Annotated in this window: 12 protein-coding genes; 7 read left to right on the top strand and 5 right to left on the bottom strand. The window is 65.0% G+C overall.

Annotated elements, in window-relative coordinates; translation table 11 throughout:
• Positions 1–15 precede the first annotated feature (15 nt).
• A complete protein-coding gene (locus CK230_RS16750; protein ID WP_245429951.1) occupies positions 16–1032 on the bottom strand; it encodes a hypothetical protein in 1017 nt (338 codons plus the stop codon).
• On the opposite strand from CK230_RS16750, the gene CK230_RS16745 reads away from it, so the two are divergent.
• The 6 genes from CK230_RS16745 to CK230_RS16720 are packed head-to-tail and all read left to right on the top strand — an operon-like array spanning position 1020 to position 6985.
• Entirely contained in the window at positions 1020–1652 is a 633-nt protein-coding gene (locus CK230_RS16745) for a DUF4129 domain-containing protein (protein ID WP_095818461.1), read from the top strand. The genes CK230_RS16750 and CK230_RS16745 overlap by 13 nt on opposite strands.
• Complete coding sequence (locus tag CK230_RS16740) at positions 1649–2863, top strand: hypothetical protein (RefSeq protein ID WP_095818248.1); 1215 nt, start codon at positions 1649–1651, stop codon at positions 2861–2863. The genes CK230_RS16745 and CK230_RS16740 overlap by 4 nt, the downstream gene beginning before the upstream one ends.
• Positions 2850–3806 carry a MoxR family ATPase gene (locus CK230_RS16735; protein ID WP_095818247.1) on the top strand — a complete coding sequence of 319 codons (957 nt, stop codon included), beginning with the start codon at positions 2850–2852 and terminating at the stop codon, positions 3804–3806. Before CK230_RS16740 ends, CK230_RS16735 begins: the two co-directional genes overlap by 14 nt.
• The gene (locus CK230_RS16730) at positions 3803–5107 is read left to right on the top strand and encodes a DUF58 domain-containing protein (protein WP_095818246.1); all 1305 of its coding nucleotides are present in this window, start codon (positions 3803–3805) and stop codon (positions 5105–5107) included. Before CK230_RS16735 ends, CK230_RS16730 begins: the two co-directional genes overlap by 4 nt.
• Positions 5104–6120, top strand: coding sequence for a stage II sporulation protein M (locus tag CK230_RS16725; protein ID WP_095818245.1), 1017 nt, complete (start codon positions 5104–5106; stop codon positions 6118–6120). Before CK230_RS16730 ends, CK230_RS16725 begins: the two co-directional genes overlap by 4 nt.
• On the top strand, positions 6107–6985 hold the full coding sequence (locus CK230_RS16720; protein WP_095818244.1) for an RDD family protein: 879 nt from the start codon (positions 6107–6109) through the stop codon (positions 6983–6985). Before CK230_RS16725 ends, CK230_RS16720 begins: the two co-directional genes overlap by 14 nt.
• A 609-nt stretch (positions 6986–7594) precedes the next feature.
• Here the strand turns inward: CK230_RS16720 and CK230_RS16715 are convergent.
• Positions 7595–8281: a D-lyxose/D-mannose family sugar isomerase gene (locus tag CK230_RS16715; protein ID WP_095818243.1), complete on the bottom strand. Its 687-nt coding sequence runs from the start codon at positions 8279–8281 to the stop codon at positions 7595–7597.
• A 203-nt stretch (positions 8282–8484) separates the two neighbouring features.
• Here CK230_RS16715 and CK230_RS16710 point away from each other — a divergent pair, with 203 nt between their 5' ends.
• The gene (locus tag CK230_RS16710; protein WP_095818460.1) at positions 8485–9543 is read left to right on the top strand and encodes a D-TA family PLP-dependent enzyme; all 1059 of its coding nucleotides are present in this window, start codon (positions 8485–8487) and stop codon (positions 9541–9543) included.
• A 157-nt stretch (positions 9544–9700) separates the two neighbouring features.
• Here the strand turns inward: CK230_RS16710 and CK230_RS16705 are convergent, their stop codons facing one another.
• The 3 genes from CK230_RS16705 to CK230_RS16695 all read right to left on the bottom strand — a co-directional run bounded on the left by CK230_RS16705 (position 9701) and on the right by CK230_RS16695 (position 21393).
• Positions 9701–10453, bottom strand: a complete 753-nt coding sequence (locus CK230_RS16705; RefSeq protein ID WP_095818242.1) for a heme ABC transporter permease — start codon at positions 10451–10453, stop codon at positions 9701–9703.
• A gap of 215 nt (positions 10454–10668) precedes the next feature.
• On the bottom strand, positions 10669–12438 hold the full coding sequence (locus tag CK230_RS16700) for a glucan ABC transporter ATP-binding protein/ permease (RefSeq protein WP_095818241.1): 1770 nt from the start codon (positions 12436–12438) through the stop codon (positions 10669–10671).
• 375 nt (positions 12439–12813) lie between these two features.
• Positions 12814–21393, bottom strand: a complete 8580-nt coding sequence (locus CK230_RS16695; RefSeq protein ID WP_095818240.1) for a glucoamylase family protein — start codon at positions 21391–21393, stop codon at positions 12814–12816.
• Positions 21394–21548: the final 155 nt, after the last annotated feature.

The raw sequence follows: 21548 nt of genomic DNA, 5'->3' as shown, positions 1-21548 counted from the left end.
GTCGATTCCTGTGGCCTACGAGAAGATCTCCGCCAGCTCGTCGACGCTGGTGCCTTCCTTGACCTGGCGCAGCTCGACATAGGCGGCCGCGATGGCCACCGAAATCAGCGTCGAGAAGATGCTCGAAACCAGGCTGCTTGCAACGGCTCCGGCGGCCGCTCCGGAGGAGGAGATGCCGCCGGCGGAGGCGACCATGAACCCGATCACCAAGGAGAAGCCACCCTGGATGACGATAGCCATTATGCCGATGATCAGGAACAGGCCAAAGATCGACCAGCGGCTTCCCTTGGTCAGATGCCGACTGCGCGAAATCGAGCCGAACACGCCCTCCCTTTCCTGAACCACCACCGGGATCGCAACGGAAATGCTCAGCACCCACATCGCGGTGGCGACGATTATCGCGAGCGCGATCAGCCATCCGAGAAATGGTATGAGCGCAGCTATGAAGGCCGCTATGAGGCCTGCCACCACCATGGCCAGAAAAACCACGATGCCGATGCCGAAGGTCGGCAAGAGACTGCGCAGGGCTATCTGAATACAGTCGCCCACTGCCGGCTGCTTGCCGTTCATGCTCTCGACCGTCGCCCGAACCAGCGCCGCCTGGGCGAGGAAAGCCAGCACGAAAATCACCAGGGCGGCGATCATCGAAACAAATCCGTAGTTTTCCAAAGCTGCCTGTTCCATGCCGGCGACGCCCTCTACGCCGAAGCTGGCGAGCCGACTGAAGTTCCAATAGTTGTAGATCAATGCCGGCAGGGTCGTGAAAAGGCCGACGATCACCGCGAGAGAGCCGAAGCTGCGGCCGATGACGGAGAACGTATTGCTGAACACCCGGCCGATGCTGAACTTCTCCAGCCTGCCGCTTGAGATTGACGCCATGTTACCTTTCCCCCTGCTTATGGATATCCGAAATTGGAAAGTATAAATCACCAAGATTGATACTTGCGGTTGGGCCCGCTTGCAATTGTCTTGGCGTATTGCCAGTGTCGGACCTGAACCGCGGGTTGCAGGGGAAACGGGTGGCAGCCGCACAGGCAGTGACAGAAGATGCGGAACGGCTGGCACAGTTGCACAAGCAGCTGCTGGCGAACGATTCGATCCAATTCGGGCTGCCGGGCTTCGTGCGGCCCGAGCCACCGCAATGGCTGAAGCCGCTGCTGGATGGCTTGGCCAAGCTCAGCCCCTACATGATCTATCTGTTCTGGGGCGCGGTGATCCTCGGCGTCGCGATCATCGCTTTTCTGCTCCTCCTTGAAGCCAAAGGCGTCGCCTGGCGCCTGCCCTGGCGGCGCAAGCGCCAGGAGACCGAAGAGAAGGAGGAATGGCGCCCGGACGCGGGGGTCGCCCAGGTCCTGCTCTCCGAGGCCGATGCGCTCGCCGGGCGCGGCGAGTTTGACGAGGCGGTGCATCTTCTGTTGCGCCGCAGCGTCGCCGACATTGCGACCCGCATACCGGACTTCTTGCGACCGTCGCTCACCGCGCGCGACATCGCGGCCGCCGGCTCAATCCCTACCCGGCCCCGTGCCGCCTTCAGCGAGATCGCCCGCATCGTCGAAGCCGCACTGTTCGCCCGACGGCCCGTCGGCGCCGAAGGCTGGCAGCAGGCGCGCGGCGCCTATGAGCGTTTCGCCTTCCGGGACGCCTGGGCATGAGCGCGGCAACGACGGAAGCAGCACAGGAACCGTTTAGCCGCAAGACCTTGTTCTGGGGCATCTTCGCCAGCCTTTTGGCCGCTGCCGGCTTCTTCCTGCTGTCCACCTATGCACCCGATTTCCGCCAGCCCGAAGGCGGCGCCACGCCGTTTTCGAAAGGCGGGACCGGTTATGCCGGGCTTGTCGAATGGCTGAAGCTCACCAATGGACAGGCGCCGCCGATGGAGCGCGGCGAGAAGGACCTGGAGTCCCCGCTGGCTTCGACCTTCCTGCTCGTGGTCACCATCGCGCCGGGCAGCGACCCGGCCGCGCTCGACCACCTCATCAAGCTGCGCACCGGCAAGGACACGCTTTTCGTGCTGCCGAAATGGCAGACCGTTCCCTTGCTGGGCCGTGACGGCTGGGAGACCAAGGTCGAACGACTTCCCAGTGCGGTCGTCAATGACTGGCTCGGCCGCATCGCCAAGGCAAAGCTCGGCGAAGGCAAGCCGGCGGTCGACCTGATCGATGTCCAAGGCCGCAGGATCGCGGTGCCGGACGAACTGCAATGGGTGGCGGATGATCACCCGCTGATCGCGGCCGGTAACGGCAAAGCCGTCCTCACCGAGCTCGACAACGAACCCTTCTACATCCTCACCGATCCCGATTTCATCAACAATGCCGCGTTGGGCGACGAGCAGAAGGCGGCCGCCGCGCTCGACATGATCGCCATGCTGGAGCCCGCCAAGGGCGCAGTCATGTTCGACCTGACGCTGCACGGCATCGGGGGAAACTACGACCTGGCCAAGCTCCTGGTCGAGCCGCCCTTCCTGGCACTGACGCTTTCGGTGCTGGTGGCGGCGGCGCTTGCCTTCCTGCACGGGCTCGGCCGCTTCGGGCCGCCGCGCGCGGAGGGACGCGCCATCGCATTCGGCAAGCGGGCGCTGGTCGACACCACGGCGATGCTGTTGAAACGCGCCGGGCGCCTGCAGGAGCTTGGCGACCGCTATGCAACACTGGTGCGGCAGCGCGCTGCCGCCCTGCTCGGCGCGCCGCATGGACTGCAGGGCGAGGCGCTCGACCGCTGGCTCGATTCCCGCGACAAAGGCGAGACGCACGGCTTCAGCCGGCGCTTCCAGGCCGCGAACGAATCCAACAATTTGGCAGCAATGCATGAAGCAGCCGAACAGCTGCATGATTGGACAGCAAGGAGGCTCGGTGAACGTCGATGAAGTGAAGGCCCTGGCGAACGCGATCAGGGAAGAAGTGGCGAAAGCGATCACCGGTCAGCACGACACGGTCGACCTGATGCTGACGGCCCTGTTTGCCGGCGGCCACATCCTGCTCGAGGGTCCGCCGGGCACCGCCAAGACCATGACGGCGCGCTGTTTCGCGCAGGCGCTGGGCGTCGCCTATGGCCGCATCCAGTTCACGCCCGACCTGATGCCCGGCGATATCGTCGGCGCCAACATCTACAATTTCCAGACCGGGCAGTTCACGCTGACGCGTGGTCCGATCTTCTGTGACCTTTTGCTCGCCGACGAAATCAACCGCACGCCGCCGAAGACGCAGGCTGCCCTGCTCGAAGCCATGCAGGAGCACGCCGTCACCTTCGACGGCACCACGCATTCGCTCGGCAGGAATTTCATGGTGGTGGCGACGCAGAACCCGATCGAGCACCAGGGCGTCTATCCGCTGCCCGAGGCGCAGCTCGACCGCTTCCTGTTCAAGCACCGGGTGAGCTATCCGGATCTTGCGGAAGAGCGCGCCATCATCGTCAACCACGGCGGCGGCTCGGCCTCGCACGATATCGGGCAATACGGCATCAAGGCCCAGACCGACCGCAAGTCGCTGGAAGCCGCCGTCGCGACGGTGGGTGACGTCACGCTGGTCGGCGATGTCGTCGGCTATATCGCGGCGCTGGTGCGCGGCACGCGCGAAAGCCCGGACCTGGAGGTGGGCGCGAGTCCTCGCGCGGGCGCCATGCTGGCCCGAGCGGCGCGCGCCAGGGCGGCACTCGACGGCCGCAACTATGTCATCCCCGACGACGTCAAGGCTCTGGCCGTGCCGGCGCTGCGCCACCGCGTCGTGCTTTCGCCGGCCGCGCAGATAGACGGGCGGCTGGTCGAGCAGATCGTCTCCGACCTCGTCGACCACACGGAAGCGCCGCGTTGATCTATCCGAGCGGGCGAGCGGTCTGGGCAGCGGCGGCGGGGGCGATCCCCGCCTTCCTGATCGCGCTCGCGCTGCCCTCTGTCTGGTATCTCGGCCTGTTGTGGATCTGCGTTCTGCTTGCCTTCCTGGCGGTGGACGCGGCCGCGGGCAGAGGCCGCGCCTCGCTCGATGCCACGCTGACGGCGCCGCCGCAGGTCGGCGTCGGCGGGCGCTTCACGCTGCACATCGCGGCCGGTGTCGGGGCAAAGCTGCGGCGCCTGCAGGCGCGCGTCGGGCATGACCAGCGGCTGGCGCCGGTCAGTCGCACCGGCGGCGCGCTGCCGGCCAATGGCGGCACGCTCGACCTCGAATTCGAGGCCATCCGCCGCGGTATCTCGAGTTTCGACCGGCTCTGGCTGCGCTGGCAGGGCCCGTTCGGCCTGGTGTGGAACCAGATCGTATTGCCGGTCGACCGCAAGGTTGCGGTGCTGCCCAATGTCAACAGCGCGCGCGACGAGGCGATCACGCTCCTGCAGCGTTCTGCCCTTGCCGACGGCCATGCGCAGAAGCGCGCCGGTCAGGGCCGCGAGTTCGAGGCGCTGAAGGACTATCAGCCCGGCATGGGCCGGCGCATGATCGACTGGAAACGCAGCGCCCGCCACGGCAAGCTTTTGGCGCGCGAATTCCGCATCGAGGAAAACAACAACATCGTTCTGGCCATCGACAGCGGCCGCCTGATGTGCGAGCCGGTCGACGGCGTGCCGAAGGTCGACCGGGCGGTGACGGCTGCGCTTCTGTCGGCCTTCATCGCGCTCAAGGGCGGCGATCTCGTCAGCCTGTTCTCCTTCGACGCCCGGCCGCGCGTTTCCAGCGGCGCGGTGCGCGGCTCGCCGAGCTTCACCATGATCCAGAAGCGCGCCGCCGAGATCGACTATTCGACCGAGGAGACCAACTTCACCCTGGCGCTGACCACGCTGTCGGCCAAGCTCGACCGGCGCTCGCTGGTCATCGTCTTCACAGATTTCGTCGATCCGATCAGCGCCGAACTGATGCTGCGCACCGTCGGCCGGCTGACCGAGCGCCATCTGGTGCTGTTCATGCTGATGCGGGACGTGGAGCTCGAAACGCTGGCCGACATGGCGCCGGCGGCGCCGGAGGATGTCGCCCGCGCCGTCACCGCCGGCGACCTCTTGCGGCAGCGGCAGGTGGTGATCGGCAGGCTCAGGCTGCTTGGCGCGCATGTCATCGAGGCCGACCATCAGCGGCTCGGCCCGGCGCTGGTCGAGCGCTATATCCAGCTCAAGGAGGAGAACCTTCTATGACGCTGTCCGCCGGCACCGACGCGGTACGCCAGTCGCTGGCGAGCTTCCGCCAGGAGCGTGAGGCCGATTGGAAAGCTTTCGAGGCGCTGCTGGCGCGCGTCGAAAAGCGCGCGCCGCGCGCGCTGTCGGAAGACGAGTTGCTGTCGCTGCCGCTGCTTTACCGCTCGGCGCTGTCGTCGCTTTCGGTGGCGCGCGCGACCTCGCTCGACAGCGCGCTTATCGCCTATCTCGAGGCGCTGTGCCTGCGCGGCTATTTCTATCTCTACGGCGCGCGGCGATCCTTGCGGACGCGCATCGGCGACTTCTTCTTGCGCGATTGGCCGGCCGCGATCCGCGATCTGTGTCGCGAAGTATGGACGTCGGTCGCCCTCACGGTGATCGGCTCGATTGCCGGCTATTGGCTGGTCGCCTCCGACAAGCGCTGGTACGACGCTATCATCGCACCGAGCCTTGCAGGCGGGCGCAATCCGGACTCCTCGGCCGAGATGCTGCGTAGCGTGCTCTACGGCGGCGGTGACCATTTCCTGTCGGGGTTTGCCGCCTATCTCTTCACCCACAACACCCAGGTCTCGATCCTGGCCTTCGCGCTGGGCTTCGCCTTTGCCGTGCCGAGCGTGCTGATCATCCTGATGAATGGCTGCATGCTCGGCGCCATTTTCCAGATCTATGCCGCCAAGGGCCTTGGCTTCGAGCTCGGCGGTTGGCTTTCGATCCACGGCACGACGGAGCTATTCGCCATCGCCATCGCGGGTGCGGCCGGCATACGCATCGGCACCAGCATTGCCTTTCCCGGCGAACTGACCCGGATGGCGGCTGCAGCCAGGGCGGGTCGCGTGGCGGCGACCGCCATGGTCGGCGTAACGGTGATGCTGCTTTTTGCCGGATTGTTGGAGGGCATCGGAAGGCAGACGATCACCAGCGACATCGCCCGCTATTCGATCGGCGGCGGCATGCTGGCCTTATGGATCTGTTATTTCTACCTGTTCCGGATGGTGCGGCATGGCGACCGCTAGGACAGCGAAGGTCAAGAACCCGGTAGCGCTGATCCGTCCGCTGGTCACGCCGGAGGGCGTCGACCTGCGCGTGAAACTGGCGGATGCCGGCACCCGCGCTTCCGGATTCCTGCTCGACGTGGTGATCATCGTCGTCGCAGCCGTGGTCGTCTCGCTGGTGACAATCTTCGGCCTCGCCGGGCTTGGCTTCGAGGATGCCCAGCCGCTTTTCATCGTCTGGATCATCTTCATCTTCTTCCTGCGCAACGTCTATTTCATCGCCTTCGAGGCGGGACGGCGGGCAGCCACGCCGGGCAAGCGCATCGTCGGCGTCAGGGTCGCGTCGCGCAGCGGCGCCGGCCTCACGCTGGACCAGGTCATCGCGCGCAACCTGATGCGCGAGATCGAGGTGTTCCTGCCGCTGTCGATCCTCGCCGCACGCGCCAGCGCCGACGTCGCCGACACGCTGTCGACCATCTTCGGCCTGGTCTGGGCGCTGCTGTTCTCGCTGTTCCCGCTGTTCAACCGCGACCGGCTGAGGATCGGCGACCTGCTCGCCGGCACCTGGGTGGTCGAGGCGCCGAAAGTGGCGCTGCTCGAGGACCTGTCGCGGCGCAAGGACCCGATCGCGACCCGCTTCCAGTTCAGCCCCGCGCAACTAGACGCGTACGGCATCGCTGAGCTGCAGAAGCTCGAGGAAGTGCTGCGCCGCGACGACTATTCAGCGCTGAGAGCCGTGGCGGAGACGATCGCCCGCAAGATCGGTGCCAGGGTCGAGCCGGTCGATTCAAAGGCTTTCCTCACCGCCTATTACGGCGAGCTCCGCGCGCATCTGGAGCGCAAGCTGCTGCTCGGGAACCGCAAGGCGGATAAATATGCGCGGTAGCGCTGCTGAGAGCGAATGAGTGAGCAATGTACTGGTGGATTAGAGAAAACGCGCCCGAATATTGTATACTTGCCGACGATGGCAATGTAGCTGGCCCCCAACAGTTTCTGGAAATGGAGAAAGGGGCCGCTCAGGTGGATCCTGATACCCTACAGTTCCGGTTCGATGACGAGCGGCCGTTGCCAATACCCGACTTCGTTCCGAGCAGCCATCCCGGCGTTATATTCGCCAAACCAGAAGGGTTTTCTTTGTTCGACCATCTGCTGGTGGAGAACCATCACAAATCCTACGTCGCAAGGACCGATCGGGGACCTTTGCAAATTTATGCACCCATGGAAGAGGTCAGCGGATTTGATTTTTCGAGATCCACATTCGACACTTTCGATGACGGAGACATCTGGCATATCTATGAACTCAGGCTCGTCGACGGTTTTTCGACAAAACTCACATCTCTTTCGTCTGAACGACAATTGGGGCACGAGGTTTCACATCGTCGTTTCGGACGCGTTCAAGAATGTGTACGAGAAGCACGGACTGACAGGCCTTCGTTTCCACCCGACCTAGAGCCGGTGCCCGGAATCGTTCTAGCGGCTAAAGCTGTCGAATGGCCTACCCCACCCACTTATCGTAATCCGACACCAGCAGGTGCAGCGGCGCGACGTCCTCGTCGATGTTGGAGAAGCGGCCGATCGGGTCGCGGAAGACGTTGTCGGTGAGGTCGTCATTGACGGTGGAAACCTCGCCGATCAGCACGTCCTTGCCCTCCGCCCAGAAGGCGTGCCAGACGCCGGGCAGAAGCGTGACGCTCTGGCCTGGATCGAGCTTCAGCAGCCCGCCGGCCGGCAGTCTGGTGATGGTGCCGTCGACCGGCACCGACACTTCGGCCTTCGGGTCGATGCCGCCGTCGCGGTCGTGCATGAACAATTCCAGCACCAGCTTGCCGCCGCCGCGGTTGATGATGTCCTCGGCCTTGATGTTGTGGCGGTGCATCGGCGAGAGCTGGTCCTTGCGCGAGATCATGATCTTTTCTGCATAGAGCATTCCCATGCCGAGCTTCATGTCCTCGTAGCGGCCGTTGCGGACGGTGAACAGGAACAGGCCGAGCTCATCGAACTTCTCCTGGCCGTAGTCGGTGATGTCCCAGCCGAGGCGCGAGGTGAAGATCGCGGCGGAGTCGGCCTTATGCCCCTTCATCTCGTCCGGCGACCAATAGGCGAAGGGCGGCATAATATAGCCGAAGGAGCGGATGAAGGCGTCGGCTTCGCGGATGATGTCGTTGATCTTGGAGCGCTTCATGGTCGTCCTCCTCCGGCCCTGCTGAAATCTGTCCATCCGAATAGTCCAATGCCGGTCCGCTGTCGACGCAAACCCGCCGCGCTGGCCCGTGACATCCGGCCGGATCGGGACCATAAACCCAACCGGACTTTCCGATATTACGCATGTCTTTATCCCGAAACCGGATCTCACTCTCTGGAGACATGCCTTGAATGGTGACTTTCATGCCCAGCATCAATGAGCTCGACACGCCGGCGATCCTGATCGATGCGGCCCGCGCGGAAGCCAACATCAAAAAGGCGCAGGCGCATGCTGACGCCCATGGGCTGAAGCTGCGGCCGCACATCAAGACGCATAAGCTGCCCTACTGGGCGAAGAAGCAGGTCGCGGCTGGGGCGGTGGGCATCACCTGCCAGAAGATCGGCGAGGCCGAGGTTATGGCCGATGCCGGGCTTGAGGATATTTTTCTGCCCTACAACATACTCGGCCGCGCCAAGCTTGAGCGTCTGAAGGCCCTGCATGGACGCGTGACGCTGTCGGTGACGGCGGACAGCCGCGAGACGCTGGAAGGCCTTGCCGCCACCTTCACCGATGCCGGCCATCCGCTGCAGGTACTGGTCGAGTGCGACACCGGCATGGGCCGCTGTGGCGTGCAGACCCCGGCCGATGCGTTGGCGCTGGGGAAGGTGATCGACCAGGCCAAGGGCCTCGCTTTCGGCGGGCTGATGACCTATCCGGCGGCCGGCCGCGCGGCGGAGGCCGAGGCCTGGCTGAAAAGCGCGCACGACGCGCTTGCCGCGGCGGGGCTCGAATGCGCGCGCGTCTCCAGCGGCGGCACGCCAGATATGTGGCGCTCCGGCGAGAACAGCATCGTCACCGAATACCGGCCCGGCACCTATATCTATCTCGACCGCTACCAGGTCGCCAAAGGCGTCGGCACGCTGGACGACTGCGCGCTGACGGTGCTTGCCACGGTGGTCAGCCACCCGACGCCGACCCGCGCCATCCTCGACTCAGGCAGCAAGGCGCTGTCCTCAGATACGCTCGGGCTCCCCGAATTCGGCGAGTTGCTGGGCCTGCCGGGCGCACGCGTCACCGGATTGAGCGAAGAGCATGGCACCGTCACGCTTGCCGACGGCGCCGCCTTGCGCATCGGCGAACGCGTGCGCGTCGTTCCCGATCATTGCTGCGTGGTGACGAACCTTTTCGACCAGGTGCATCTGATCGACGGCGACACGGTGCTGGAAACGCTGCCGGTGGTGGCGCGAGGGCGGATGGGGTGAGGAGCGCCTTTCCCTTCTCCCCCTGTGGGAGAAGGTGGATCGGCGCGATAGCGCCGAGACGGATGAGGGGTGTTCCAGGGAACGCCAACGCCTCACTCCGCTGGAACACCCCTCATCCGGCCGCTTCGCGGCCACCTTCTCCCACAAGGGGAGAAGGTTAAGCGGCCTGCCTTGCTGCAACTCTCCGCATCGCGGTCACGCGCCGCCTGAAGATCTCCGTGCGCATCGCCATCAGATGCAGGGCGAAGAACAGCACGGTGAAACCCAGCGCCATCACACCGAGCGGCCACAGCATCGAAGGGTCGATGGTCGGGCCGCCGGGGCGGAAGACCGAGGCAGGCTGGTGCAGCGTGTTCCACCAGTCGACCGAGAATTTGATGATCGGGATGTTGATGAAGCCGACCAGCGTGATGATGGCGGCGGCCCAGGCGGCGCGACCGGCGTCGTCCAGCGCGCGGGTCAGCGCGATGATGCCGAGATACATCAGGAAAAGCACGAAGACAGAGGTCAGCCGCGCATCCCATACCCACCAGGTGCCCCACATCGGCTTGCCCCAGATGGAGCCGGTGATCAGCGCGAGCGCGGTAAAGGTGGCGCCGATCGGAGCGGCCGATTTCAGCGCGACATCGGCCAGCGGATGGCGCCAGACCAGCGTGCCCAGCGCGGAGATAGCCATGATCGAGTAGCACATCATGGCGAGCCAGGCGAAAGGCACGTGGATATACATGATGCGCACGGTGATGCCCTGCTGGAAATCCTCCGGCGCGGTGAAGCTCATATAGAGCCCCACGCCAAGCAGGATCGCCGCGACCGCGGCCAGCCACGGAATGACCTTATCGGCCAGCCCGACGAAGCGCGTCGGGTTGGCGAGATCGGTCCAGGCGGAAAGGCGCGAGGTGGTGTCGCTCATGCCGACCTAAATAGACCGGCAATGTGTCGGGGGCAATTGGACGGATGTCGCAGGCTTTTCCTTCCCCCCTTGTGGGAGAAGGTGTCGCCGAAGGCGACGGATGAGGGGTGCTCCAGAAAGCCGGCGTCTCGCTCCGCTGGAACACCCCTCATCCGTCTCGGCGCTGCGCGCCGATCCATCTTCTCCCACAAGGGGAGAAGGAGGAGCGCTGTACTTTACGCCGCTTCCGTCACCGGACGGCTGAGACGGCGGACTTCTTCGTCGTTGAGCAGGCCGCCGGCGCGCAGCAGAGCGGCGAAGCGGCCGTTGCGCAGCGACAGCTCGGTGAAGCCGCCCATCTCGACCACCCTGCCCTTGTCCATGAAGACGACAAGGTCGGCGTCGCGGACGGTGGTCAGGCGGTGGGCGATGATGAAGGTCGTGCGGTTGCGGCGCAGCTCGTCGATCGCTTCCTTGACGCGATCCTCGGTTTCCACGTCGAGCGCGCTGGTCGCCTCGTCGAGCACCAGGATCGGCGCATCCTTCAGCACGGCGCGGGCAATGGCTATACGCTGGCGCTCGCCGCCCGAGAGCTGGCCGCCGCGCTCGCCGACGACTGTGTCGTAGCCGCTGCTCTTGGCCAGGATGAAGTCCTGGGCGGCGGCGGCATTGGCGGCGGCGTGCACCTCGTCATTGCTCGCATCGGCGCGGCCGACGCGGATATTGTCCTCGATCGAACGGTTGAGCAGGCCGGCGTCCTGGAAGACGGTGGCGATCGAGTGGCGCAGCGACTTGCGGGTCACGGTCTTGGTGTCGATGCCGTCGATCAGGATACGACCACTGGACGGCGTGAAGACCCGCTGCAGCAGATTGATCAGCGTCGTCTTGCCGGCGCCGGTCGGGCCGACGATCGCGACCGTCTGACCAGCCTGGACCTCGAACGAGACGTCCTCGATGCCGTGGCCCGAATTGGCGAACTCGAAGCTGACGTCCTCGAAGCGCACATGGCCGGTGACGTTGGTGAGTTCGCGCAGGCCATCCGGCTCGATGGCTTCGGCGGCCGAGTCCTCAAGGCGGTAGAAATCCTCGAGCTTGGCGCGGGCCTCGGAAATCTGGGTGGTGAAGGCCGACATCTGGTCGAGACGGGCGATCAGCATCCCGGCAAAGCCGGTGAAGGCGACGACATCGCCGACGCGGAGCTGGCCACGGGTGACGAGATAGGCGCCGATCGACAGCACGATCATCATCGAGATGGTCGACGACAGCCGATTCAGCGCATTGGCGATCGCCCACCAGTCGAGCACAGGGTTCTGCGCGTCGAGCAGATCCTTGACGTAACGCTTCAACGTCGCGGTCTCATGGCCGATGCGGTTGTAGCTCTGCAGCACGGCGACATTGCTGACCGAGTCTGACACATGGGCAAAGACGGTGTGGTAATGGCGTTCGACGGCGGTCTGCCCCGACTTGGTGTGGCGCATGACGATACGGCCGATGCCGACATAAAGCACGCCGAGGCCGAGCAGCACGACCGACATGCGGATGTCCATGGCAAGCGCGGTCGGCACCAGCAGCACCAGCGCGATGGCGGTCGACAGATGCACGCGCATGAATTCGAGCCACAGGCTGAACAGGGTCTCGACGGCACGCAGCAACGTGTGCAGCGAATTGGACGTGCCGCGCTGGTGGTGCCAGGCGAGCGGCATGGTGATCACGCGTTCGAAGGACTGGCACAGCACCTCGGAGCGGCGGGCATGGGCGAAGCGGTCGGCGCCGCGCGCCACCAGCACGAAGGCGACGACGTTGAAGGCACCGAGAGCGGCCCAGACCGCTAGCGTCGAGAATACCGCGCCTTTTTCGGAAATGGCACCGATGACCCGACCCAAGAGGATCGGCTCGAGGATCGCGATCGCCGCGAGCGCGACGTTGGCGCCGCAAATCAGCGCGACGCGCTTCTTGTCGGCCGCCAGATAACCCAGCGCTCTAAAGTAGATCTGCAGAAGTGACACTTCAGCTACTCCGCCAAACTCTTGTCTGTGCTCAATGCCGGTATTGTGCACCGCACCATTTTTTGACACGTACAGGTTAATGTGTCGCGAAACAATGCGTCGTCTATCCCTTCCGTTCCCATTTAGCGAACAAAAGATGACGACGGTACGAAATCTGACGTGATCACCTAACGGTTTGAGATAAAAGGTGAAATGTCAGCCTTGCGGCAAAATAGTGGCACCTGCTCTCCGCTGCCACATTTTTAATCACCCGCCGCTTAGTTAGCATGCGCTAAAAGATCGCACGCCGCGACGTCCGGTATCACTGCCAAGTAAAAGAACGGATATGGCCACGCACTCCGAAGAGCGCGCGGCCAATCATCCAAGTCTTTGATTTTACGCGGGTATCCTGACGACGACCTCGGTCTTGTCGCCGGCTTTCGGCTCGAAAGAGGCCGATTTTTTCTTCGAACCGTCGACTTCTAGCGAGATCGACTTGGTCTTTTTGTCGCGGATGACACGAAGCTTGATTTCACCGCCGAACATCTTGAGCGTCGCGGCATAGCCGTCCCAGTGCCCGGGCAGCTTCGGCCTAAACGTGATCTCCTTGCCGCGCCGCTCGATTCCGAGAATGCCTTCCACCGCGGCGCGGTAAAGCCAGCCGGCCGATCCCGTGTACCAGGTCCAGCCGCCGCGGCCGCCCTTGCCTTCGCCGGCATAGATGTCGGCGGCCACGACATAGGGCTCGACACGATAGTGTTCGGCCGCCGTCTCGTCAGAGGCGTGGTTGACCGGGTTCAGCATCGAGAAACAGCGATAGGCCTCGTCGGTGCGGCCCATTTCGGCCAGCGCGATCACAAACCAGGTGGCGGCATGGGTGTACTGGCCGCCATTCTCACGCACGCCCGGCGGGTAGCTCCTGATATAGCCGGGGTCCTTCTCGCTTTTCGAGAAGGGCGGCATGAACAGCTTGACGATCTTGAGCTCGTCATCGACCAGCAACTCGGTCGCCTGCTCCATGGCCGTCGTCGAGCGCGCCGGATCCCCCTCGCCCGACAGCACGCTCCAGGACTGGGCGATGGAGTCGATCTTGCACTCGTCCGAATTGTGCGAGCCGAGCGGCGTGCCGTCGTCGAAACTGCCGCGCCGGTACCACTGGCCGTCCCAGGCGGTGCTTTCCAGCGCCCGCTTCAGCGCGTCCGCGTGCTTTGTCCACGCCTGCGCCCGCTTGGTGTCGCCCTGCCCCTTGGCGACGGGCGCGAAGTCGGTGAGCGTCTTCAGGAGGAACCAGCCCAGCCACACGCTCTCGCCCTTGCCGCCCTCGCCAACGCGGTTCATGCCGTCGTTCCAGTCACCGCCGAGGATGAGCGGCAGGCCGGCAGGGCTGCTGCGCTTGATCGCGAGATCGAGCGCCCGCGCGCAATGGTCGTAGAGCGAAGCGGTGTTTTTGGTGATCTCGGGCGTGAAGAAGGCGTCATGCTCGCCTTCGCCGAGTTGCTGCCCGTCGATGAACGGCAACTGTTCCTTGAGGATCGCGGCGTCGCCGGTCACCTCGATGTAGCGGGCCGTCGCATGCGCCAGCCAGACGACGTCGTCCGAGATCATGGTGCGCACCCCGGCATCGGTGCGCGGCAGCCACCAGTGCTGCACGTCACCTTCCGGGAACTGCCGGCGCGCCGCATTGAGGATCTGGTCGCGCGCCAGCTTCGGATCGTGCGCCAGAAGCGCCAACGTGTCCTGCAACTGGTCTCGGAAGCCGAAGGCGCCGCTCGCCTGGTAGAAGGCCGAGCGCGCGCGGATGCGGCAGGCCAGGCTCTGGTAAGGCAGCCAGTGGTTGACCATGGCGTTCATCGCCTCGTCCGGCGTCTCGACCTGGATGGTGTCGAGGAAGCCGCGCCAGGCCTTTTCATTGTCGGCGAGGCGCTGGTCGAAATCCTTGCCGCGATGGGTCTGCACCAGCGCGCTTGCCTCGGCGGGTGTGGCCGCGTCGCCAAGCAGCCAGGACAGCGTGACGTCGCCGCCGGCCGGAATGTCGATGTCGCTTGCGACGACCGCGCAAGGGTCGTCGCCCGCCTCGATGCGACCGGAGAGCGCCAGCCCGCCCAGCACAGCCTGCGGATATTCGGTCGTGCCGTGCCTGCCGATGAATTCGGAGCGGTCGGCGGTCACCGAATGGATCGGGTGGCTTGCCCCCAGGAAGGCAACACGCTCGCCGAAGTCGAGGCCATAGGGGTTCTGCGCCAGAAGCGCGCCCGTTGCCGCATCGCGCGAAGGCACGATGGTCGCCGCTGTGCGCGAGCGATGGCCGCCCAGCACCCATTCGGCATAGGCATAGACGCGCAGCCGCGCCGGCACGGATCCGGAATTCTGGATGCGCAACCGGCTGATCTTCACCGGATCGACGGGATCCACCACCTGCGTCAGGTCCATCGACAATGGGCCGCGCTTGGAGCGGAAGGTCGAGAAGCCCTGGCCGTGCCAGGTCTCATAGGTCATCGACGGATCGCGTACCGTCGCCGCCATCGGCGAGAACGCCTTGCCGCTGGCGTGGTCGAAGACATAGAAGCCCTCACCTGGCCGGTTCGACACCGGGTCGTTCGACCACGGCGTCAGCTGGTAGTCGCGGCTGTTGCGGCTCCAGGTGAAGCCGGCGCCTTCGGCCGAGACGTGGAAGCCGAAGGACGCGTTGGAGATGACGTTGATCCAGGGCTGCGGCGTAGAGCGCCGTCCGGTCAGCCGCGTGACATAGTGGCGGCCGTCGCCATCGAAGCCGCCAAAGCCATTCCAGAGGCTGAGGCCTCTGCCGTCGGCGGCGATGTCGGTTCCAGTCCGGCTTGCCGGCACCGGCAGGGGCAGCGGCGGGCTGGGCTCGCGCGGCGAGCCGCCCTCCGCCTGCAGCAAGGCATCGCGGGCCTGCAGCGCCGCTGTCTCGGCGCGTTCGAGCTGATCGAAGATCGTGCCGTTGCGGGTGTGAAGAACCACCCGCGCGACCGACAGCAAGGTCTTGTAGGTCGGCTCATCCATCAGGTCGCGGCGCACCGCGAAGATGTGCTGGCGCGGCCCGAGCTCGCGGCCGCGCAGGCGGCTGTTCTCGCACAGCGTTTCCACCGCGCGCTGCAGGTCCTGCACATAGGAGGAGGCCTGCTCGTTGACGACGACGAAGTCGATCATCATGCCGCGCGCCCGCATGTATTCCTGGAAGCGCAGCGCCTGGGCGACGATCTCGAGATCTGCGACGTCGCCGATGCGCACGAGGAAGATCGGGAAATCGCCGGAGATGCTGGTTGGCCACAGGCTCGACTGGCGGCCGAGGCCCGAGGCGATGGATTCGGCCGGCAGGCGCAGGAACGGATCGGGATAGATCAGGTAACGGGCCAGCTTCTGCACATTGGCCGCGTCGGTGAGGCTGAGGCCCAGATGGCGCGTCTGCACCTGGCTGCGCGTCCAGGCGAGCATGGCCTGGCGGGCGAAGCTCTCCTGATGGTCGAGCCGGGCGATCGCCTCGTCGAGCTCGCCGCGATTGGCACCGACGGCGGTCCAGAAGGTCAGCGAGATCTTCTTGTTGGCCGGCACGCGCACCTGGCGGCGCAGCGCCGCCACGGGGTCGAGCGTGAAGCCCTGGCTGCCGGAAAGCCTGACGCCGGGGTCGAAGGCGACGGCATCGGCGATGGTGCGGCCCCGGCCGATGAAGGCGCGCCGGTCGGTTTCGGCCTCGGCATCACGCGAGGGGCCCGACGGGTCGGTGACGAAATGCACCATGGTGAGGTCGGGGTCGTTCTTGTCGCGCTTGCGCCGCGTGGCGAAGATCGCGCCGTTGTTAGGCGCGATCTCGGTCTCGACGAACATCTTGGAGAACGCCGGATGCGCGTTGTCGGAAGCCTCGTTGCCAAGCACCAGCTCGGCGAAGGAGGTCACCTCGATATGACGGTCGGTGGCGCCGTCATTGTAGAGCGTGATGCGGCGGCCTTCGCCATTGCCCTCGGAAATGACGATGCATTCGACCTCGGAACGTAGCGAGCCGACCGATTTGGTGAAGCTCGCCTTGTCGTCGGCAAACAGCGTCTGCACGCGCTCGCCCTCGGCGCGCTTCGGCTCGGCGGTGGCGGACCACCAGTCGCCCGTCGCGGTGTCGCGCAGGAAGATGTAGGAGCCGAGGCGATCTTCGCTCGGATCCGGCTGCCAGCGGGTCACGGCAAGCTCGCCGAAGCGGCTGTAGCCGGAGCCGGTCGCGGTGACCATGACCGAATAGCGGCCATTGGACATCACGTTGGTTGCCCGCAGCGCCTTGATGGGATCGAGGATGACCCGGCTGTCCGGGCTCTCGGTCTCGGTCTCGTCCTTGGATCGCTCGTCCGCTTCCGTCCTGACGGTCGCGGTCGGAATGTCGCGCGGCGCCTTCTCCTGCAACAGAAGCTCGGCCGATTCGATCACCGGGTCGCTGTGGAAGCGCTCGCGCAACCGGCCCTCGAAAATGGCGTCGGCCACCGCCGCGATCGACATGCCGGAATGGTGTGCCATGTAGTTCTGCACCACGGCGTGGTCGGTGCCTTCGGGCACGCGCTGCGGCGTGAAATCGACCGCGTCGTAGAAGCCGTGGCGGCCGAGCGCGCCGATCGAGCGCAGCCGCTGCAGGTTCTGCACGGCCTCGCGCGGGCTGAACTGCGCGGCCAGGATCGTCGCATAGGGCGCGATGACGGTGTTCTGGCCAAGGCCGCGCTTGAGGCCGAGGCCGGGCACGCCGAAATTGGTGTACTGGTAGGTGAGCTCGCGGTCGCGAGCGTTGTAGGCCGCTTCCGAAATGCCCCAGGGCACGTTCTTGGAGCGCGCATACTGGATCTGGCGCTTGATGATGAGCTTGCTGGTCTGGTTGAGGATCGAGCCCTGCGGCTCCTTCATGACCAGCGGCGGCATCAGATACTCGAACATCGAGCCCGACCACGACATCAGCGCGCCCTGGAAGCCGATCTCGACGATCGGCCGTCCGAGACGGAACCAATGCTCGGTCGGCAGGTCGCCCTTGGCGATGGCGAACAGGCTGGTGAGCCGCGCCTCGGAGGCGAGCAGGTCGTAGCAGCTCTCGTCGAGCTGGCGGTCCTCGACCCGGTAGCCGATCGACAGCAGCTTGCGCTCCTGGCGCATCAGGAACGAGAAATCCATCTCGAAGGCGTAGCGGCGGCAGCGCTCGCGCAGCGCGAGCAGCTTGGCGCGCAATGCGGCGACGGCGCTCTCGTCATTGTGCGAATCGTGCACATGCGCCTCGCAGGTCGCCTCCAGCCGTTCCGCCCAGTCGGCGATGACATCGCTCTTGGGCGAAGCCGCCTCGGTGTGGATGGCGGTGGCGAGCTTGCGGATCTCGCCGGCCAGCACGGCAAGGTTGATGGTGCGGATCGAGGCCATCTCCGGCTGCGCCTTGATGGTCGCAACCGCGCGGCGCATGCCGTCGAGACGGTCGGCAAGGCGCTGACGCAGCGGCCGCAGCTGCCGGCGGTCGTCCGGCAGCTCGTCCAGGCTTTCGTCGAGGATGGTGACGGTGTCGATGATGCCTTCGAAATCGCCCTGCAGGTGCACGGATGGCGCTTCGGCCCATTCGGCGCAAGAGGCGGCAACGGCGACCAGATGTCCAGCGAGATTGCCGCTGTCGACCGCCGAGATGTAAAGCGGATAGAGCGGCTTCAGCGTTGTCGTGTCATACCAGTTGTAGAGATGGCCGCGGTCGCGCGGCATGTTCTCGATCGTCGTCATCGTGGCGTCGATGCGGGTGATGGCATCCGACAGGCTGATCCAGCCGAAATCGCGCGCCGAAACCACCGAGAGCAGATAGACGCCGATATTGGTCGGCGAGGTGCGCGGCGCCACCACCGGCGCCGGGCTTTCCTGGAAATTGTCGGGCGGCAAATGATGCTGCTCGGGCGTCACGAAGGTCTCGAAATAGTGCCAGGTGCGGCGCGCGAAGGTGCGCAGCACCTGGATGTCGGCGCTCGAGATGCGCAGCCTGTCCTCGGTCTCGGCCGAGCGGCTGATCCAGCAGGCGACGGCGGGCGAAGCGATCCAGAAGATGGCGAAGAAGAAGGCGACGAAGGCGCCTGTGGAATCGGCCAGCACCGGAATGGCGAGGCCCACCACGCCGATGATCACCGCGCCATACATCATGCCGTAATAGGCGCCGAGATCGTTGCCGCCCTTGGCCGCCTGCGAGGCGGTGCGCCATTCGAGCAGGTTCTGCCGGCTGACGAAGAGGCGGTAGATGGTGCGGATGATGGCATCGCCCATCATCCAGGCCAGATGCGCCATCAACAACACCTTCAGCGCCACAAGCGCCGTGCCGAAGACGGTGTCGCGCGCAAGCGCCGAGAAATGGCCGCGCGGCGTCTGGTCGCCGCTCTTGGGCAGGATGCCGTTCACAATGTCGAAGGTCGGCGCCATGAACAGGCTGAGGATCATAAGCGCCTGCCACTGCGCCGCCTGGGTGAAGGGCAGCAGCGTCCAGCCGGCGACGCAGGCCATGACCCAGAAGACCGGGGTGACCGAGCGGCGCAGATTGTCGACCATCTTCCAGCGCGACAGCGCCGGCACCCCGGAGCGCGGGTCGAAAATGTAGCCGAGCAGCTGCCAGTCGCCGCGCGCCCAGCGATGGTGGCGCGAGGCGTCGACCGAATAGCGGGTGGGATAGTCCTCGACCAGCTCGACGTCGGTGACCAATGCCGCGCGCGACAGCGCGCCTTCGAGCAGGTCGTGGCTGAGGATAGTGTTCTCGTCGATGCGGTTCTTCAACGCCGCCTCGAAGGCGTCGACATGGTAAAGGCCCTTGCCGGTGAAGGACCCGTCGCCGAAGACGTCCTGATAGACGTCGGAGACGGCGAACACATAGGGATCGAGGCCGCGATTGGCCGAGAAGACGCGCTGGAAGAAGGAGGCGTCGTCGCCGCTGGTGAGGGACGCTGTGATGCGCGGCTGCAGGATGGTGTAGCCGGCGCTGACAACGCGCTTCACCGGATCGAAATGCGGGCGGTTCAGCGGATGCGCGAGCTTGCCGACCAGGCTCGAAACCGCGTCGCGCGTGGTGCGCGTGTCGGCGTCGAGCGTCATCACATAGACGACTTTCTCCGGCAGCGGCACGTCGAGCGGCAGGAAGGTGGTGTCGCTGTCGCGGCGCAAGAGAAGGTTCAGCTCGTGCAGCTTGCCGCGCTTGCGCTCCCAACCCATCCAGCAGCCCTGTGCCTGATTGTAGAGCCGGCGGCGATGCAGGAGATAGAAGCGTGGCGAGCCTTCCGACGGATAGCGGGCATTGAGCCTGGCGATCTCGTCGCGGGCATATTGCAGGATCTCGATGTCGGCGGCGTCGATCTCGGTCTTGGAATCCGGCCAGTCGGACAACAGCGCGAAATGGATCTCTTCCGCGGTATTGGCGAGGTGGTGCACCTCGATGTTGCGGATGTTCTCCTCGACGTCGTCGCGCGAGCCGATCAGCGAGGGAACCACGACCAGCGTGCGCGCCTCGGCCGGGATGCCGTGCTTGTTGAAGTCGTAACCGACGAGGCGGGTGGGTTTGAGGAACAGCGCCACGACGGTATTGAAGAAGGCCAGCGCGCCTTCGCTTGCCGGCACCGCGAACAGCGCCAGCATCAACGTGATCGATTCCACCGACAGGCCGAGATTGGCGAGCGCCCTGCCCGACAGCACCAGCAGCAGCACCGTCAGAAGGAAGACCGGCACCACGATGCCCAGCCAGCCGGCGCTGGCAAAGGCGCGCTTGAAGGTCACATAGAAAGGCGGCCGGTAGCCGATCGCCCTTTCCAGCTCCTGCCGGCGCGGGCCGACCAGGAAGAAGCCGACATCGGTATGCACGTCCGGGTCCGCCGTCTCCGGCACGCCAGACGCGTCGGTGACGCCTGGCGTGTGGCCGGCAAGCTCGATCGCCTTTTCGGCCACCCGATATTCGGACAGCTCGGAGCGGCGCGCCAGCTGTTCGATCGCGGTGCGATACTGGTCGCGCGAGAAGAAATCGAGGTTGGCGAAATCGGTCTTTTCGCGCAGCAGCGTGTCGATGCGGCTGACGCCTTCAAACCAGACCGTCCAGTCGACGTCGTTGATCAGGCGCAGGCCGCGGATGATGTTGCCGGTTGTGACGTTGCCGCTGGACAGCGTCTGATGCTCGGAGATGATGATCTCCTCGGCGTCGGAGCCGGTCTTTTCCAGCTCTCCCTCCAGCCATTCCAGCGCCCGGCCGGCATTCTGCGACCCGTCGCGCAGGCGGTAGAGCAACTGGGTGGCGAAAGTGGTGTCCTGCGCATGCGCGCTGTAGTGCGACAGGATCGTGGTGCGGTCGGCATTGTCGTCGGTCGCGAGAACCCGGTCGGCGACCTCGTTGGCAATGTGTCGCATCTGCCTGGTGCGATCGACGCGCACCGCAATGCGGCGCAGGTTCTCGATCAGCACGAAGCGCAGCAGCGAGGGCAGCGCCCAGAGCTCGCCGATCTTCATCGGCTCGACCGACTGGAAGCCCTCGACGATCGCCTTGAACATGGTGGCCGAGACCGAGCTGTCGGAATGCTCGACATAGCTCCAGGCAACGACGAAGGCGCGCGGCAACACCGTGCCGTCGCCGAGCGTGAGCGTCGGCAGTTGCCGGTAGAAGCGGCGCGGCAGGTCGCGCTTGACCTGAAAGATCGTCTCCTCGACCAGGTAGTTGTTGTCGAGCAGCCATTGCGCGGCCGGCGTGATGGTCTCGCCCTTGGCCTGCGCGGCATTGGTCGAGCGGTAGACTTCGAGAATCTTCTTGGCGCTGTCGCGGATGCGGGCCTGGAACTCGAACGGGGCGAGGCCGAACAGGTTTTTGACCTCGCCCTTGGCCAAAGCGACGCCCAAGGCGCGCAGCCGGTCCTCAGGCAGGAAATTGGAGCGTATCGGCGCATCCGTCACGGACGGGAAGCCGGCGCTTGTCTGTTCGATCTTGTTGGGATTGGTCTGAATGTTCATTGAAAATTCCGTAAGCGGGGCGCAATGCGGGTCACCGCCACGGCAATGGCCCTAAAACCGGTTCAATTGCAATTGGTTGCATGACTGATCGGCCGAAAGTTTGTTCTGCGCACCACAACAGGGGCGTGCCCTTTCGACAGCTCGTGGGCTAACGC

Source organism: Mesorhizobium sp. WSM3859, assembly GCF_002295065.1.
GTDB lineage: Bacteria > Pseudomonadota > Alphaproteobacteria > Rhizobiales > Rhizobiaceae > Mesorhizobium.
The sequence above is the reverse complement of the archived record's forward strand: the minus strand, read 5'-3'. Positions and strand labels throughout refer to the sequence as shown.